At 31.7% G+C, this 14,212-nt stretch carries 18 protein-coding genes; 6 read left to right on the top strand and 12 right to left on the bottom strand.

Annotated features, from left to right (window positions below; translation table 11 throughout):
• Window positions 1-27: 27 nt before the first annotated feature.
• The 3 genes from LQ617_RS06450 to LQ617_RS06440 all read right to left on the bottom strand — a co-directional run bounded on the left by LQ617_RS06450 (window position 28) and on the right by LQ617_RS06440 (window position 2,818).
• A complete protein-coding gene (locus LQ617_RS06450; protein WP_159315799.1) occupies window positions 28-360 on the bottom strand; it encodes a hypothetical protein in 333 nt (110 codons plus the stop codon).
• A 63-nt stretch (window positions 361-423) separates the two neighbouring features.
• Window positions 424-1,857 carry a sucrose-specific PTS transporter subunit IIBC gene (locus LQ617_RS06445; RefSeq protein ID WP_037589295.1) on the bottom strand — a complete coding sequence of 478 codons (1,434 nt, stop codon included), beginning with the start codon at window positions 1,855-1,857 and terminating at the stop codon, window positions 424-426.
• A 124-nt stretch (window positions 1,858-1,981) separates the two neighbouring features.
• Window positions 1,982-2,818 (bottom strand): hypothetical protein, encoded by an 837-nt coding sequence (locus LQ617_RS06440; protein WP_239740015.1) that lies wholly within the window; start codon window positions 2,816-2,818, stop codon window positions 1,982-1,984.
• A gap of 151 nt (window positions 2,819-2,969) precedes the next feature.
• Between LQ617_RS06440 and LQ617_RS06435 the strand changes: the two genes are divergently transcribed.
• On the top strand, window positions 2,970-3,911 hold the full coding sequence (locus tag LQ617_RS06435; RefSeq protein WP_025905703.1) for an agmatinase family protein: 942 nt from the start codon (window positions 2,970-2,972) through the stop codon (window positions 3,909-3,911).
• A 28-nt stretch (window positions 3,912-3,939) separates the two neighbouring features.
• Window positions 3,940-5,163 carry an Nramp family divalent metal transporter gene (locus LQ617_RS06430; protein ID WP_239740013.1) on the top strand — a complete coding sequence of 408 codons (1,224 nt, stop codon included), beginning with the start codon at window positions 3,940-3,942 and terminating at the stop codon, window positions 5,161-5,163.
• A gap of 61 nt (window positions 5,164-5,224) precedes the next feature.
• On the opposite strand, the gene LQ617_RS06425 is transcribed toward LQ617_RS06430, so the two are convergent.
• Window positions 5,225-5,809 (bottom strand): AAA family ATPase, encoded by a 585-nt coding sequence (locus LQ617_RS06425; RefSeq protein ID WP_239740011.1) that lies wholly within the window; start codon window positions 5,807-5,809, stop codon window positions 5,225-5,227.
• Window positions 5,810-6,054: 245 nt separating this feature from the next.
• Here LQ617_RS06425 and LQ617_RS06420 point away from each other — a divergent pair, with 245 nt between their 5' ends.
• On the top strand, window positions 6,055-6,150 hold the full coding sequence (locus LQ617_RS06420; RefSeq protein ID WP_107603061.1) for a type I toxin-antitoxin system Fst family toxin: 96 nt from the start codon (window positions 6,055-6,057) through the stop codon (window positions 6,148-6,150).
• Window positions 6,151-6,307: 157 nt separating this feature from the next.
• Here LQ617_RS06420 and LQ617_RS06415 read toward each other — a convergent pair whose 3' ends face one another.
• Window positions 6,308-6,679 carry a hypothetical protein gene (locus LQ617_RS06415; protein WP_025905698.1) on the bottom strand — a complete coding sequence of 124 codons (372 nt, stop codon included), beginning with the start codon at window positions 6,677-6,679 and terminating at the stop codon, window positions 6,308-6,310.
• Between the two features lie 633 nt (window positions 6,680-7,312).
• On the opposite strand from LQ617_RS06415, the gene LQ617_RS06410 reads away from it, so the two are divergent.
• On the top strand, window positions 7,313-7,417 hold the full coding sequence (locus tag LQ617_RS06410) for a type I toxin-antitoxin system Fst family toxin (RefSeq protein WP_345773043.1): 105 nt from the start codon (window positions 7,313-7,315) through the stop codon (window positions 7,415-7,417).
• Window positions 7,418-8,244: 827 nt separating this feature from the next.
• Here LQ617_RS06410 and LQ617_RS06405 read toward each other — a convergent pair.
• A complete protein-coding gene (locus LQ617_RS06405) occupies window positions 8,245-8,763 on the bottom strand; it encodes a GNAT family N-acetyltransferase (RefSeq protein ID WP_239740009.1) in 519 nt (172 codons plus the stop codon).
• A gap of 106 nt (window positions 8,764-8,869) precedes the next feature.
• On the opposite strand from LQ617_RS06405, the gene LQ617_RS06400 reads away from it, so the two are divergent.
• Window positions 8,870-9,313: a YtoQ family protein gene (locus tag LQ617_RS06400; protein ID WP_206166415.1), complete on the top strand. Its 444-nt coding sequence runs from the start codon at window positions 8,870-8,872 to the stop codon at window positions 9,311-9,313.
• Window positions 9,314-9,364: 51 nt separating this feature from the next.
• Here the strand turns inward: LQ617_RS06400 and LQ617_RS06395 are convergent, their stop codons facing one another.
• Both LQ617_RS06395 and LQ617_RS06390 read right to left on the bottom strand, forming a co-directional pair.
• On the bottom strand, window positions 9,365-9,826 hold the full coding sequence (locus LQ617_RS06395) for a threonine/serine exporter family protein (RefSeq protein WP_037589302.1): 462 nt from the start codon (window positions 9,824-9,826) through the stop codon (window positions 9,365-9,367).
• Window positions 9,827-9,836: 10 nt separating this feature from the next.
• On the bottom strand, window positions 9,837-10,595 hold the full coding sequence (locus LQ617_RS06390; RefSeq protein WP_037589303.1) for a threonine/serine exporter family protein: 759 nt from the start codon (window positions 10,593-10,595) through the stop codon (window positions 9,837-9,839).
• Between the two features lie 229 nt (window positions 10,596-10,824).
• On the opposite strand from LQ617_RS06390, the gene LQ617_RS06385 reads away from it, so the two are divergent.
• Window positions 10,825-11,265: a MarR family winged helix-turn-helix transcriptional regulator gene (locus tag LQ617_RS06385; RefSeq protein ID WP_126476710.1), complete on the top strand. Its 441-nt coding sequence runs from the start codon at window positions 10,825-10,827 to the stop codon at window positions 11,263-11,265.
• Window positions 11,266-11,309: 44 nt separating this feature from the next.
• On the opposite strand, the gene LQ617_RS06380 is transcribed toward LQ617_RS06385, so the two are convergent.
• From LQ617_RS06380 to LQ617_RS06365, 4 genes are all read right to left on the bottom strand, one after another.
• Window positions 11,310-11,879, bottom strand: coding sequence for a DNA-3-methyladenine glycosylase I (locus tag LQ617_RS06380; RefSeq protein ID WP_239740007.1), 570 nt, complete (start codon window positions 11,877-11,879; stop codon window positions 11,310-11,312).
• Between the two features lie 10 nt (window positions 11,880-11,889).
• Window positions 11,890-12,375 carry a DUF1648 domain-containing protein gene (locus LQ617_RS06375; protein ID WP_239740005.1) on the bottom strand — a complete coding sequence of 162 codons (486 nt, stop codon included), beginning with the start codon at window positions 12,373-12,375 and terminating at the stop codon, window positions 11,890-11,892.
• An 87-nt stretch (window positions 12,376-12,462) separates the two neighbouring features.
• Window positions 12,463-13,677, bottom strand: coding sequence for a NupC/NupG family nucleoside CNT transporter (locus LQ617_RS06370; protein WP_025905003.1), 1,215 nt, complete (start codon window positions 13,675-13,677; stop codon window positions 12,463-12,465).
• 183 nt (window positions 13,678-13,860) lie between these two features.
• Entirely contained in the window at window positions 13,861-14,070 is a 210-nt protein-coding gene (locus tag LQ617_RS06365; RefSeq protein ID WP_025905002.1) for a hypothetical protein, read from the bottom strand.
• Between the last annotated feature and the right edge of the window lie 142 nt (window positions 14,071-14,212).

The following is a 14,212-nucleotide window of genomic DNA, read 5'->3' as shown; positions in this document are numbered from 1 at the left end:
TCATTGAAAGGTTTTTAACAATGTTATTTATTGTTGAACAAGATTGTTAACGTAATCTTTGAATGCTTCTTTGTCGCCTTCTTCAATATCAATCATTGCAACTTTTCCTTGTGGGAGGAATTCAATAAATAATACACCTTTATCTTCTATTGTAACTGCTTTGATATCTTGATAACTAAATACTCTTTTATAAGGTTCACCGTTCATATCAACGCTCATAATGACACGTTCGTTTGTTGTAATATATGCCCCTTTAAATTGGCTTTGTTCGCCTACTTTATAAATAATTGTTCCTAATACACTTGGCCCAACTTTTTCTGTAGGATATAATTCATTTTCATCAATTTCATTTAATTTCATGTTCAATACCTCCATTTAATAACTACTTCTATTGTACGAAATAATGAGAGGTCGTAACAAATATTATGATTGCATATCTCTATATGCTTTTCTTCTAGATAATACAATTGTAACAACGAATGCGACAACAATTGCTATCGCCATACCGATAATATAGTTAAACCAACTACCTGGAGCTATAGAAATAAATCCTGGTAATCCTGCTGTACCGAGTGCAATAGCTTTTACTTTTGTTGCAGCTACATAACAAGAACCAACACCTGATCCTATAATCGCACCGATAAATGGATAACGTAATTTTAAGTTTATACCAAACATAGCTGGCTCTGTAATACCTAATAATGCAGAAATACCTGCTGCTGAAGCAGTACCTTTCATCTTATGATTCTTCACAATAAAGAATGCTGCAAGTGTTGCTGCCCCTTGTGCAACGTTAGACATTGCTGCAATTGGGAATATAAATGATCCGCCTGTATTTGCTTTATCTGCAATCAATGTTGTTTCAATAGCGATAAAGCTATGATGCATACCAGTAATAACAATCGGTGCATATAATAATCCAAATAATAAGCCACCAATTGCGCCACCTGTTTCATATAACCAAGTTAAACCGTCAGATAAGAAAGTCCCTGCAGTTCGTGTAACTGGTCCAACGACTAAAAATGTAACAAATGCTGTAAAGAATAATGACAGTAATGGTGTTAACAAATTATCTAAAGTAGAAGGGATGACTTTTCTAAATCCAATTTCTAATTTAGCAAGTATGTAAGATGCGACTAATATAGGTAACACTTGTCCTTGATAACCAACCATTTTGATAGAAAGTCCAAAAATTTCCCACGTTGGGATTTCGTCGCCTTTTACTAAAGCTTTAGGATAATCATAACCATTCATTAAACTAGGATGCACAAGTATCATACCAAGTGCAGCTCCAAGAAATGCATTGCCTCCAAACCGCTTCGCTGCACTAAACCCTATTAGAACTGGTAGAAATACGAATGGTGCATTTGCGAAAACATTAATCATATTAGCTAAACTTGCAAATTGACTATGTACATCAATAAATGACGCTTTATCATAAAATAAATCTTTAGCAGTCAAAATATTGTTAATTCCCATTAATAAACCACCTGCTACAATTGCAGGAATAATCGGAACAAATATATCTGATAACATTTTTACAAATTGCTGAATAGGATTTAATTTCTTAGTCGACTTTTCTTTTACTTCTGATGTCGTCGATGCCTCTAACCCTGTTAAAGATTCCATTTCCGCAAAGACTTTATTTACCGTTCCAGAACCTATAATAATTTGATATTGACCACCCGTTGAAAAAGTCCCCTTAACAACATCCATATCATTTAATTGGTCTTCATTTACTTGAGACTCGTCTTTTAATACAAGTCTTAAGCGTGTTGCACAATGCGCAATAGCTTCAATATTATCTTTCCCACCTATTGCTTCAGTAATATTCTGAGCTTCCTTTTTATAATTCATTCATTTCACTCCTTATTTATCCCGTCCTTTTTTGGTACCGGTACCAAAAAGATTCAAAAAAATATATTAACATGATATGATTGTAATCGGTTCCATTAAAATTGTCAACGCTACGAATGTAATTTTACTGATTTAAATTAATATAACCAGCTCTAATTTTTTTGCCATTTTCATTAAAGGATTCTACATAACCATCTTCACTAACATTATAAGAACCAAGTAGTTTGCCATCTTTACTTGAATATGAAAATCCAAACACGTCACCTTTCTTCTTAGGTTCTTTCCAAATGATATGATCTGTATCATCTTTATCTATACCTTCAAATGCTTCTACTGCATCAAATACATTCTCTCTCATAATGGTTGTTTGTTGATTATCCCTTGAATTTTCAAACTGAAAGTCATCTGGAAATTGCATGATATATTGAATATTATCATCGTCAGTATTTCCTTTTGTATATACAGCAACTTGATAGCCGTTATGATTCGTCTTGTTATATACAACAAATGAATGTCCTTGTCTCGTTCTTAAATCTTGTGTTGGTTCACCATGAAAATCGACGAAGTCTTTATACGTAACGTGGTTACTAGGAACGATACTAAATTGTTTAACTGGATAACCTTCACTCAAATAATACCTAACCATAAAGTTCCCATAAACATGCCCTTCTCTTCCTAAAAAATTACGTACTTCTTCTTCATCTCCATATTTAGATTCTATTTCTGATTTATCCATTGTCTTCACTAATCCTCTATATCCCGTAACATGGTTTTCATTCATATAATGATCAGAAAAATCTTGTGATAAAACATTAATTTTTGGCGTTTCTTTTTTATTTTTCTGCTGTTTATTATTGGATTTCGAAGGTTTTTGATTGTGATTTTGAGGATCTCCTATTGTGATACTACATCCTGTTAACAGCAATATAGCAGTAACCATCCATACACATTTATATATCATGATTATAAATCCCTCCAATCATTTTAAGTGAAATTTAATTAATTTATTAAAATTAATATTCCCTTTTCTAAAAATAATATTCAGAAAAGTTTGAAAACTAATGATTACTTTTATATAATGTGAATAAATAATTGAAAGGAGAACTTTTACAATGACAGAACGAATTTATGGCAATACACCTTGCTTTTTAGGTGGTAAAAACTTAACAAAAGAAAAAGATTATTCTACAGACGTTCTCGTATATGGCGTCCCTTTCGAAGGACCTTGCACTTGGGGAGATTATACTGGGTGTGAATTAGGGCCGAAGCAAATTAGATTATCTTCTGCTAGATATAGTGGATATTTACCTGAATTAGATCACATAGATGTACATAAACATTTATCTATCGGGGATGTAGGTGATGTTTCAACTGTACCACATGATGTTGATCAAACGGTTCAGAACATCGAAGCATTTGCTGAAGATTTATGGAAATCCAATAAATTTTTAGTTGGTTTAGGTGGCGATCACGGCATCACTTATCCAATTTTAAAAGGATTAACGAACACCGGGAAAAAAGTAGGCATTATTCATTTAGATGCGCACTATGATAATATGCCTCACTATGAAAATGAACAATTTGCGCGTAATACACCTTTCATGAGGTTGTACGAAACAGAAGGCATTCGAAATGAAAGCTTAATTCATACTGGTATTCATGGACCTCGTAACCAGCCTGAAACGGGACAATTCGCTAAAGAAAATGGTGCGGTTACTATCACAATTAATGAAATTAAAGAAACATCTGATTTACGTCAGTTTGCGCGTGATATTTATGCTCAAGCAAGTAAAGATGTAGATGTCGTTTACTTAACGATCTGTAGTGATGTACTCGATTTCGCTTTTAATCCAGGCGGCCCTGTTGATGGCAATGGGTTAACAAGTTATGAACTATTAACAATGATTTATGAATTTGGAAAGTTAGGTCTTATTGGTATGGACTTTGTTGAAGTTTATCCAATGCAAGATGCGAATCAGAACTCTGCTCACTTTGTTTCAACTGCTGTACTTTATGTATTAGCCGGCCATATTAAGTATTTAAACAAAGTTTAACGCCTTACAAACGAAGGGATGACAAGATATGACTGAAAAGAGAGAAAGAAGTAAGTTTAGTATTTTTGGTCCCGGAATGATTATTACTGCATCATTTGTTGGTCCTGGTACCGTTACAACCATGACTCAAGGTGGTGCAGGGTTTGGATACAGCTTACTCTGGGCAGTAGTCTTCTCAATCATTGCAACAATTGCACTTCAAGAAATGGTTGCTCGATTGGCGCTTGTTACAAATGAAGGTTTAGGAGAAGCTATACGGGATATTTTTAATCACCAATTACTTAAAATCATCACAGTTTGGTTCAGTATGATTGCTGTCGCAGTTGGTTGTGCAGCATACATATCGGGGGATTTATTAGGGACATCGTTAGGTGCTGCCTATTTACTAGGCATTCCAGAAAATTATATTGCACCTGTCATTGGTATTGTTATTTTGTTAATCGGGTTAAGCGGTAGTTATGATTTAATAGAAAAAGTTATGACCGTACTCGTGCTCATTATGGGTGTCATCTTTATAACAACAGTGATTGTCATTCAACCAGATTTCGGTGCTGTCTTAAAAGGTGCCTTCATATCAAGCATACCTAACGGCTCATTATTAACTATTATCGCACTAATTGGTACAACAGTAGTACCTTATAATTTCTTTATACATGCCAGTTCAATACATGAACGATTTAATGGTATAAAAGACTTAAAAATTGTAAGAATCGATACAATTGTTGCGATAGGATTAGGTGGAGTGATTTCTGCTGCCATACTTATTACTGCAGGCACACTCATCCATGGAAAAGAAGTCTCAAGTTTAGTCGAGTTATCCGAACCACTTAAGCCAATTTTAGGAGACTTTGCACCTATATTTATGAGTGTCGGATTATTCTCAGCAGGTCTATCTTCAGCAATTGCCTCTCCAATGGGTGCCGCAGCAACAATCAGTAGTTGTCTCCGTTGGGAAGGTGGCGTGAAAAGTAAAAAATATCGACTCGTGTTCGCAATCGTTATTTTCATAGGTATCATCACATCTTCACTCGGATTCGAACCATTAGAAGTCTTACTCATTGCACAAGCATTAAATGGCATCATTTTACCACTCATCACAATATTAATCTTTGTAATATTAAATAAAAAGAATATGATGGGTAAATTTGCAAACGGCATCGTCCTTAACATCATCGGACTATTCGTCGTACTCGTCGTATCATTTTTAGGTGTCTACAGTTTAATAGATGCTATACAAAGCTTTATCGGATAAATCAAAAACCCCTTCACTATCACATTAGTAAGGGGGTTTCATCTTAAAATATAACATTTAATCATCTAATATGCTTAAATGTCGTTAAAATTCTATCAAGTTTTCTCTTTATCCAATTTCTATTTTTTAATAGTTTTAATTGACTTTTTTGAGCGATTTCATTTACAACTTGATCAACATTTAATTGATCTGTATATATTTTATATTCTGTAACAACATTATCATAAAACTCAATACAGTCGTCCTTTTGAACACGAGCAAATGTTTCTCCCAATTCCAGTCTTTTATTCAAACGTCTATTTAAAGTTTTCTTATTTGCATACAATATATAATGATCTAATCGAATCCCATCTTTTTTTAAGCGTTCAATTATTTCTTGGTAGTACTCAATATTAATGATCGTCATAGGTACAATGATTATACCGTCATATGATTCCGCTATATACTTTAATAAATCATAGTTAAAGTATCTCCATTGATCATGGTCTTGAAAATTATCTTTATGTAAATTCTTAGGTATATTATGGCGTATAAAGAAACCTAAATTTTCAGGATCATAAACAAAAGATTTAGATAATCTCTTATTCAATTCAAAAGCCACAGTCGTTTTTCCAGAACCAAATGCCCCATTCAGCCAGATAATCATAAGTTCTCCCTTTTCTAGTGTTAGATACATTATATCCTTTACTACAAATAATGAAAATCAGTATTGTCAAAAGTAGTTTTTAAGTAAAAATTCAAAAGCAAAATGCAGTTTACAAAAAATTTAGGCACAAATATTAAATTAAATACAATTTTATGTTAAAAGTTTTTAATTGCCCGGAATAATGGTATAATTATATCGTCGCCTAGCTCTATGGCGTAATTCTACATAGAGAGGAGGTGTTGAGAATGACAACTGCTTTTGTCAATATCATTGCACCCATTATATGTGGATGTGCAATAGCTTACTTTTCTCATTGGTTAGAGAATCGTAAGAAAAAATAAAAGGCGACATTTAGCCGACACCACTAATAAAACCCCCTCACTATGGCACTAGTGAGGGGGTTTGGTGTTGAGTTACAACAACTACTTTTGTTAGTAACATTATACCACCTATTGCATTTCATGTCATGTGTAAAAATGACATTGATGTTCAAAAAATTTATTTACTTTTAGCAATAGACATACCCATTTCATTCTTTATGTGATTTGCTACAGTCTGTAATTCAGGAAAATAATTATTAGCAAAACCTATAATGATTTTGTTCTTCACAAATTCATTTAATTGTCTATCCTCTGGAATAGTCTGATCTATCAATTCCAAAAGTTCTCTATGATTTATATCATCTAAACTTACATTACCCAAATACTTCATAATAGCTAACATAAGTTTATCAAACACCTCATGCTCAAAATCAAAATCCAATAATAATAAACTTACAGAGTTTGTCTCTAATTGATTATCACCAATTCTAACTGATAGTTCGCTTATAGCTTGATAAAGTAATCTAAAACTCTCTTTATTCTCAAGCATATTCAAACACCCCTTGATTATAAAATAATTAGTATGTGTATTACCACAATCATCTTCTAAAATAATGATAACCAAAACTCTAAATCAAGTCCAAACGATAAATGAAATATTGCATTAAAAACCCCCTCACTACTGGCATAGTGAGGGGGTTTGGTGTTGAGACACAACAATTGCTTTTGTTAATAACATTATACCACCTATTGCATTTCATGTCATGTGTAAAATTGACATTATTTTTCCAATTCAATCTACATGATTCCAAACATCTTAAAATGCATCTGTATCTTTATTAAGGAAAACAGATATAGATGATGATTAATATTATCGCTAACACTAAATTTGTTTATAATATTTCGTTATAGGACTTTTGAAACTTCGACTTTTATATCTTTTTAATCCAAGTAAATATGTCGAAATGTAAGACACTTTATTTTTCTTATTACATATAATGAAAATCGGTATTGTCAAAAGTGGTATTTAAGTAAAAATTCAAAAGCAAAATGCAGTTTACAAAAAAAGTAGGTACAAAAATAAATTATATGCAATTTTATAATAAAAGTTTTTAATTTTCCGATATGATGATATAATTATATCGTCGCCTAGCTCTATGGCGTAGTTTGGCATAGAGAGGAGGTGTTTAAAGTGGTTATTACTTTTGTTCATATCGTTGCACCCATTATATGTGGATGTGCAATAGCTTACTATTCTCATTGGCTAGAGAATCGTAAGGGAAAATAATAGGTGACATCTAGCCAACACCATTAAAAAACCCCCTCACTATTGCACTAGTGAGGGGGTTAGGTGTTTAAATACAGTTATTACTTTTGTTAATAACATTATACCACCTATTACATGTCATGTCATCTGAAAATTGACATTATTTTTCCAGTTCATTCTACATGATTCCAAATATCTTCAAATGAATCTATATCTTTACTAAGGAAAACAGATATAGATGATGATTAATATTATCGCTAACGCAAAATTTGTTACTAATATAGTTCTAAATAGCTTTTTGGAAACTTTTCTATTATACCTCTTTAATCCATATACCTGTGCCCATGTGTTAAATGCAGTATAACCTACAATGAATAAAATAATTATTAAGTATAGCAATGCAATCACTCCTAAATACACCATTATTAAGATCCTTTGTCTAAGGTGCAGTGATTTACATAATATATTTTTCTGCCTATGATTCACTACGTTTAAGTTAATTTTACAACAAAGAGCGCCTACTTCAAAACAATATTTACAAATAAATGGAATCATGGTTAAATTATGTAAAAATAATAATTATTAAATAAAGTAGGCGCACGTGTATGTCATCTTTTGTATTCATTTTAAAAGAACAGATTAAAAATATTTATTTAATTAAAAGGTTAGCAAATTTTGAAATTAGAATTGCAAATACGATAAAAAAGAGACCTGAAATTAGGCCTCTTTTTTATCGTATTATTTTCTAATTTTTTCTTTTACGATTAACCAAATAATAACCATAAAGTCCGCAAGCTAAAATAAATAAAAATATAAGCATATTCTGCCTCCTTATATTATATTCATCTCTATATTTCTGTCTCAACGATATAGTCGGTTGATATGTCATTACCAGCTACGAATTGATGTGATCCTACTATTTTATAGCCATGTTTAGTATAGAAGTTAAGTGCTTGGTGATTATGTTCCCATACGCCTAACCACAGTTTTGATTTTTGTTGTTCTTTAGCAATTTCAAAAGCTTTTTTCATGAGTTCACTGCCGATTCCTTTTGACTGAAATTGCTTATACATGTATAAACGTTGTACTTCTAGATATTCATCTCCCATTGGTTCCGTTTGTGCTGATCCAATATTAAGTTTCATGTACCCTGCTATTTCTTGATTGATTTTGGCAAAGAAGTACCATGATTCTTTATTTTGCAGTTCACTTAAAAGTATTTCATGTTTATATGCTTCTTCAAAATATTGATTCATATCTTCTTGTGGCATATCGTCTATAAATGTATCTTTAAAAGTCGTTTTACATATTGTAGATAAAGCTTCTATTTCATTTTCTTGAATAGCTGTTATTTCGATTGTATGCATATTGAGAGCCTTCTTCCATACTTTTTTATTTATATTTTTCTAATCATATCAAAGAAAGCGATTGATTTAAATATGTTAAACTAATAAAAAAGGAGTGAATATTCGTATGACAAATTTAACGATTTATTTAGCAGGACAAATTCATGATAATTGGAGAGAAGAAATCACTCAGAAAGCTGAACAGCATAATTTACCGTTAACGTTTGTTGGTCCGCAAACCAACCATGATCGTTCTGATAATATTGGTGAATCTATTTTAGGTGAACAACCTAATAATTATTATAAAGATCAAGCCGCTTCTGATATTAATAATTTCCGTACGCAAGTGTTAATGAATAAAGCAGATGTTGTCATTGCATTATTTGGTGAAAAATATAAACAATGGAATACGGCAATGGATGCTTCTACGGCGATTGCTTTAAACAAGCCGTTAATAATTATACGACCAACTGACTTAATTCACCCACTTAAAGAGTTATCTAACAAAGCAAATGTCACTGTTGAGACAGTAGACCAAGCATTAGAAGTCCTTAAATATATTTACGAATAAAAATAAAAGGTTATGACGCTTATTAATGACAATACATGCGTGATAACCTTTTTATTTAACTTTATTTAATTGTCGATGTTTCTTAAATTTATAGTAAACTTTCGATAATAAATCTGCTATGAGTAACCCAAGTGCTATTGAACTTGAGATAAGCGCAACTTTTATCATCGTAATTAATGCTTCATGATAATCATTTAATATTAAATTTTTAATTGCTTCATAGGCTGTGCCCCCAGGTACAAGTGGTATGATACCAGGAATAATAAAGAGAATAACTGGTGAGAAGAATTTTCTACTCATGATATGTCCTGCCACACCTATAAACAAACCGCCAATAAACGAAGATTGTACGTCAGAACCATTGACTATCATACCCGTTTGAAAAGCAACCCACCCGATGGCACCGACGATACCGGCAGGAGTTAATAAATATTTAGGTGAATTAAATAATAAAGCAAAAAAGAAAGCCGTACCAAAACTAAATACAATGTTTAATATTATCGTAATAACCATAATTCACCTCTTATGAGAATATTAACAACACAATACCTACACCTACACCAATGGCAATAGAAGTAAAAGTTGCTTCTAATCCTTTAGATATACCAACCAATAATTGTCCTAAAAATAAATCTTGAATCGCATTCGTTATGAGTACACCTGGCACAATCGGCATAACTGCAGATATAATCGCAATATTTAAAGCATCTCCACCAAATAACATTTGATTATAAATAGCGATTAATGCGATGACACTTGCGGCAATAATTTCTGCTATAAATTTAACACGTGTCCATGAATGAAGGATTTCTACTATAGAATAACCTATTGCACCACCAATAAATGTAGCGATGATATCTTCTTTATGTCCACTAAATAAATATAGGAAGAAAATTGAAATGAAACCTGCAGCAATCATTTTAAACGGTAATGAGTATGGTAATGGAGATTTATGTATAGTACGAATACGTTTCAATGCTTCTTCAGCAGATATTTGCCCTTTATCTAACATTCTAGAAATATTATTTACTCGGTGGATATTACCTAAATTAGTATCTCGTTTACTAACTCTATAAACTCTAATATTATCATCAATATCTAAAGCGAAATTTATAATCGTTGAACTGACATAACATTGATTATTCGGATACCCTAATCGTTTAGCCATTCTATACATCGTATCTTCAACTCTAAAAGCCTCCGATCCCGCTTCTAACAATACTAAACCAGCATTCATCACAATTTCTTGAACTAAAGATTTAGGATAACGTTGTTGATTCATATACTATACACCTCACTTTATCTTTATATCTATAATAGAATATCAAAAATAACATTACAATTTAACTTTTCCTTCAAAAAAATTCTAATTTATATATATATTATAACTGAGATTTTCCAAAACTGAATTGAGCGCGATAATTTTTGCTATTTTATGAACATTTCGTAAATAGCTTGACTTTGTTTTCATTTCATAATAGGCTTAATTTTGACGTAAGGAGGATAATGAAATGGATATACCACCAATCAACAAACAACTTGGATTCATGTTATATGTTGCGTCAAAAGAGCTTATAAAAAAATATACACCGATATTGAAGAAATATAACCTAACATATACAGGTTATATCGTTCTTGTAGCTATAGATAAAAACGAAGTAATCAATATTAAAACTTTAGGCGACAGACTATACTTAGATTCTGGGACTTTAACACCGTTATTAAAGAAACTTGAAGAAAAAGGATTCGTTAATCGTGAAAGAGCGATTAATGACGAAAGAAACTTACGTGTTTCTCTTACTGAATCAGGTGTCGAAACACAAGGTCAAATCTTAGAGGAAATTTATAAAACATTCAAAGGTTTGAACATGGATACCGAGCAATTTAACGAATTAAGAGATTCAGTAGAATCATTTATTCAAACAAATCTTAATAATGACAAAGATGCATAATTTTGAAATAACATAAAGGGTTAGGACAAGCTTTAATGATTGTCCTAACCCTTTTTATTTCTATTATAACCGTGATATGGACAGGTGATGAGATGGTCATCTATAATACCGATGCTTTGTAAAAAAGAATACATAATTTTAGGTCCAACAAATTTGAATCCTAATTTTTTTAAGTCTTTACTTAGTTTAATAGAAAGCTCCGTTTCTGCCGGTACTTCTGACATGTCATGCCATTCATTTATAATTGGCTCGCCGTCTACATATGACCAAAGAAAATCAGCAAAGCTACCATATGTTTGTTGTATTTCTTGAACTAATAATGCATTACTCTTTACGGATTTTATCTTACCTATATGTTTAATAACATTATATTCAGTTTTAATGCTTTCTAATTCTTCATCTGTTAACGCTGCGCATCGATCAATGTTAAATTGTTTAAAAGCTGCTTGATAGGCTTCACGCTTTTGAATAACCGTTTCCCATGACAGACCAGCTTGCGCACCTTCTAATGATAACATTTCAAAGATGTAATCATCATTTTTATTAATTCTACACCATTCATCTTCGTGATATTTTTTCATTAAATCACTACTTGGCCAAGTACATTCAGACATTTATCTTCACTCATTTCGTATTTTTATTTTTATCTAACATATGATTTCGAGCCATAAATATGATAATCGTCACGCCTAACACACTTAAAATAATAATTGATTCCCAAACACCCAATTTAAAAGGCATACCAAGTGCCGTATACAAGTCTTTAATGACGAGAAATGTAAATAATGCCATCATTTCGAATTTGATAAAATAAATTAATAATTTAGCATTTTCTATTTGGGCTTTATTTGGTTGACCATAAAGTGATGGAACATGTATGTATTTATCTAACTTTGGATTGCTGACTAAATAATGAAGTATAAGCCATATCAATAATCCTAATACCGGCATAAAGAATATAAAAGTCTTAGTCGACCATGCATCTGCATCTCCAGCAAAATTATAATGACTCGGTATTTTATCCGGTAAATCGGCAAAGTTAATCAATATTAATATGACAGAAATTAACCACAAAACAATACTCGATATATCTAATACTTTTTTGAGCATGATATATCCCCCTTTATTAAAAAAAGCAACAAGTACATTAAATGTGCTTGTTGCTTTTAAATTTAACTTTAAAAGTGTTGATTCAACTTACCAAGCAAATAATCCAACGAATGCTGCTGTTAACAGTGATACTAATATACCTGATAACAACATCATTGGTACATATTTAGATACGAAATTAGATACATCTTCTTTGACGATACCTTTCAAAGTACCTATTATCATACCAATAGTAGAGAAATTAGCAAATGATACTAAGAATGTACTAATTACTGCTGCTCTATGTGTTGAATATTCACTTATTTCTTTACTGATTGTGCTCATGACAACAAATTCATTTGTTACAATCTTAAGTGCCATTTGTTGAGCAACTACCCATGCTTCTCCAACTGGCATACCAAGTAAAATTGCAAATGGGAACATGAAGATTCCGAGAATATACTCTAATCTTATGTTTGGTAAGTATGGAATTGGATCCATAATACCTAGTAATTTATTGATCAAGTCTGCAATCGCAACAAATGCGATAACAAATGCGATAATGATTAATACAAGTTTACCTGCATTGATAACTGAATCCCCTAAGAATGAGAAGAATGGCTGTTTTTCCCCTTCGTCTATCTCAGCCACGACATCATCTTCTGGGTCTAAATCAAATGGATTTAAAATTGTTGTTACAATAATCGCATTAATGATGTTTAATGGTATTGCCGTTAATACATATTCTCCTGGTATCATTGTGACATACGCACCAACAATTGCCCCTGATACAGAACTCATAGACATCATTGCAAGCGTAAGTACTCTGACTTTATTCATAGATGTTAATTGTTTAGATGAAACCGCTAATGCTTCCGTATTTCCTAAGAACATCATTTCAATTGAGAAGAATGACTCAAATTTAGGTTGTCTTGTTACTTTTGAAATAACCCAACCTAACATTGAAATAAATTTCGGTAAAATACCTAAATACATTAAAATATCAAATACTGGTACAACTAGTAAAATTGGTAGTAACGCTGAAACTGCCATATCCATTTTCCCTGGTCCTGGTGCTGTAAAGCTACCAAATGCAAATCCAATTCCCGAAAAAGCAGATTCTAAAAGCCATGATACGCCGTCAGCCGCACCTTTAACGAATCTCGCCCCGAAAGAAAATTGTGTGAAGAACCATGCTAATACTAAGTTAATAACAATTAGTATTAAGACTGATTTCCAATCAACATTCTTTTTGTCTCTAGAAAAAAGAAAAGCGACACCAATGAATACCAACAAACCAATTATGTTGATGATTAAAAACATTGTTTATTGTCCACCCTTTTCGTTTAATTAAAAGCACCATTATTATAACATGCAACGTAAAAGTATGTTACTACATTTTTACATACTATTTACGATTTTTATATAAATAAAAAAAACGAACAAACCATAAAGGCTTATTCGTCGAATTTTCAATCATATACATTTTTTACTCGTTAAATTTAATTATTTAGAAAATTGATCAAATTGATTAATAGATTGATCACATTTCATACTGATAGCTAAATATACGATATAACCAGAAACCAGTACCATGATTAAAGCATAAACTGTTAATACATAAATATTAGAAATAATTGCTGTATTAAACAGTACCAACATGAGTATCATGATTGCATCTATAATGCTTAATGATATGACACATACACGCTCCATTTTAACCCTTCTTTTCTCAATAATATGACTCTAGCTATTAGCTACTTATCTTGCGCAATGAGATACATCTTACTACATTCACTATATGAATTCAATACGTTTTACAAAAATATTTATAAGCTGATTATTCCTATCTACAAAA

Origin of the sequence: Mammaliicoccus sp. P-M59 (assembly GCF_022386135.1) — a bacterium.
Classification (GTDB): domain Bacteria; phylum Bacillota; class Bacilli; order Staphylococcales; family Staphylococcaceae; genus Mammaliicoccus; species Mammaliicoccus sciuri_A.
This window is presented reverse-complemented; position numbering and strand designations above follow the sequence as displayed.

Excerpts from the sequence above, each read along its gene's own strand:
- LQ617_RS06395 (WP_037589302.1), bottom strand. The coding sequence starts at position 9,826 with ATGGTTATTACGATAATATTAAACATTGTATTTAGTTTTGGTACGGCT.
- LQ617_RS06440 (WP_239740015.1), bottom strand. The coding sequence starts at position 2,818 with ATGATATATAAATGTGTATGGATGGTTACTGCTATATTGCTGTTAACA.
- LQ617_RS06445 (WP_037589295.1), bottom strand. The coding sequence starts at position 1,857 with ATGAATTATAAAAAGGAAGCTCAGAATATTACTGAAGCAATAGGTGGG.
- LQ617_RS06400 (WP_206166415.1), top strand. The coding sequence starts at position 8,870 with ATGACAAATTTAACGATTTATTTAGCAGGACAAATTCATGATAATTGG.
- LQ617_RS06380 (WP_239740007.1), bottom strand. The coding sequence starts at position 11,879 with ATGTCTGAATGTACTTGGCCAAGTAGTGATTTAATGAAAAAATATCAC.
- LQ617_RS06415 (WP_025905698.1), bottom strand. The coding sequence starts at position 6,679 with ATGCTTGAGAATAAAGAGAGTTTTAGATTACTTTATCAAGCTATAAGC.
- LQ617_RS06390 (WP_037589303.1), bottom strand. The coding sequence starts at position 10,595 with ATGAATCAACAACGTTATCCTAAATCTTTAGTTCAAGAAATTGTGATG.
- LQ617_RS06450 (WP_159315799.1), bottom strand. The coding sequence starts at position 360 with ATGAAATTAAATGAAATTGATGAAAATGAATTATATCCTACAGAAAAA.
- LQ617_RS06370 (WP_025905003.1), bottom strand. The coding sequence starts at position 13,677 with ATGTTTTTAATCATCAACATAATTGGTTTGTTGGTATTCATTGGTGTC.
- LQ617_RS06375 (WP_239740005.1), bottom strand. The coding sequence starts at position 12,375 with ATGCTCAAAAAAGTATTAGATATATCGAGTATTGTTTTGTGGTTAATT.
- LQ617_RS06385 (WP_126476710.1), top strand. The coding sequence starts at position 10,825 with ATGGATATACCACCAATCAACAAACAACTTGGATTCATGTTATATGTT.
- LQ617_RS06435 (WP_025905703.1), top strand. The coding sequence starts at position 2,970 with ATGACAGAACGAATTTATGGCAATACACCTTGCTTTTTAGGTGGTAAA.
- LQ617_RS06405 (WP_239740009.1), bottom strand. The coding sequence starts at position 8,763 with ATGCATACAATCGAAATAACAGCTATTCAAGAAAATGAAATAGAAGCT.
- LQ617_RS06420 (WP_107603061.1), top strand. The coding sequence starts at position 6,055 with ATGACAACTGCTTTTGTCAATATCATTGCACCCATTATATGTGGATGT.
- LQ617_RS06430 (WP_239740013.1), top strand. The coding sequence starts at position 3,940 with ATGACTGAAAAGAGAGAAAGAAGTAAGTTTAGTATTTTTGGTCCCGGA.
- LQ617_RS06365 (WP_025905002.1), bottom strand. The coding sequence starts at position 14,070 with ATGGAGCGTGTATGTGTCATATCATTAAGCATTATAGATGCAATCATG.
- LQ617_RS06425 (WP_239740011.1), bottom strand. The coding sequence starts at position 5,809 with ATGATTATCTGGCTGAATGGGGCATTTGGTTCTGGAAAAACGACTGTG.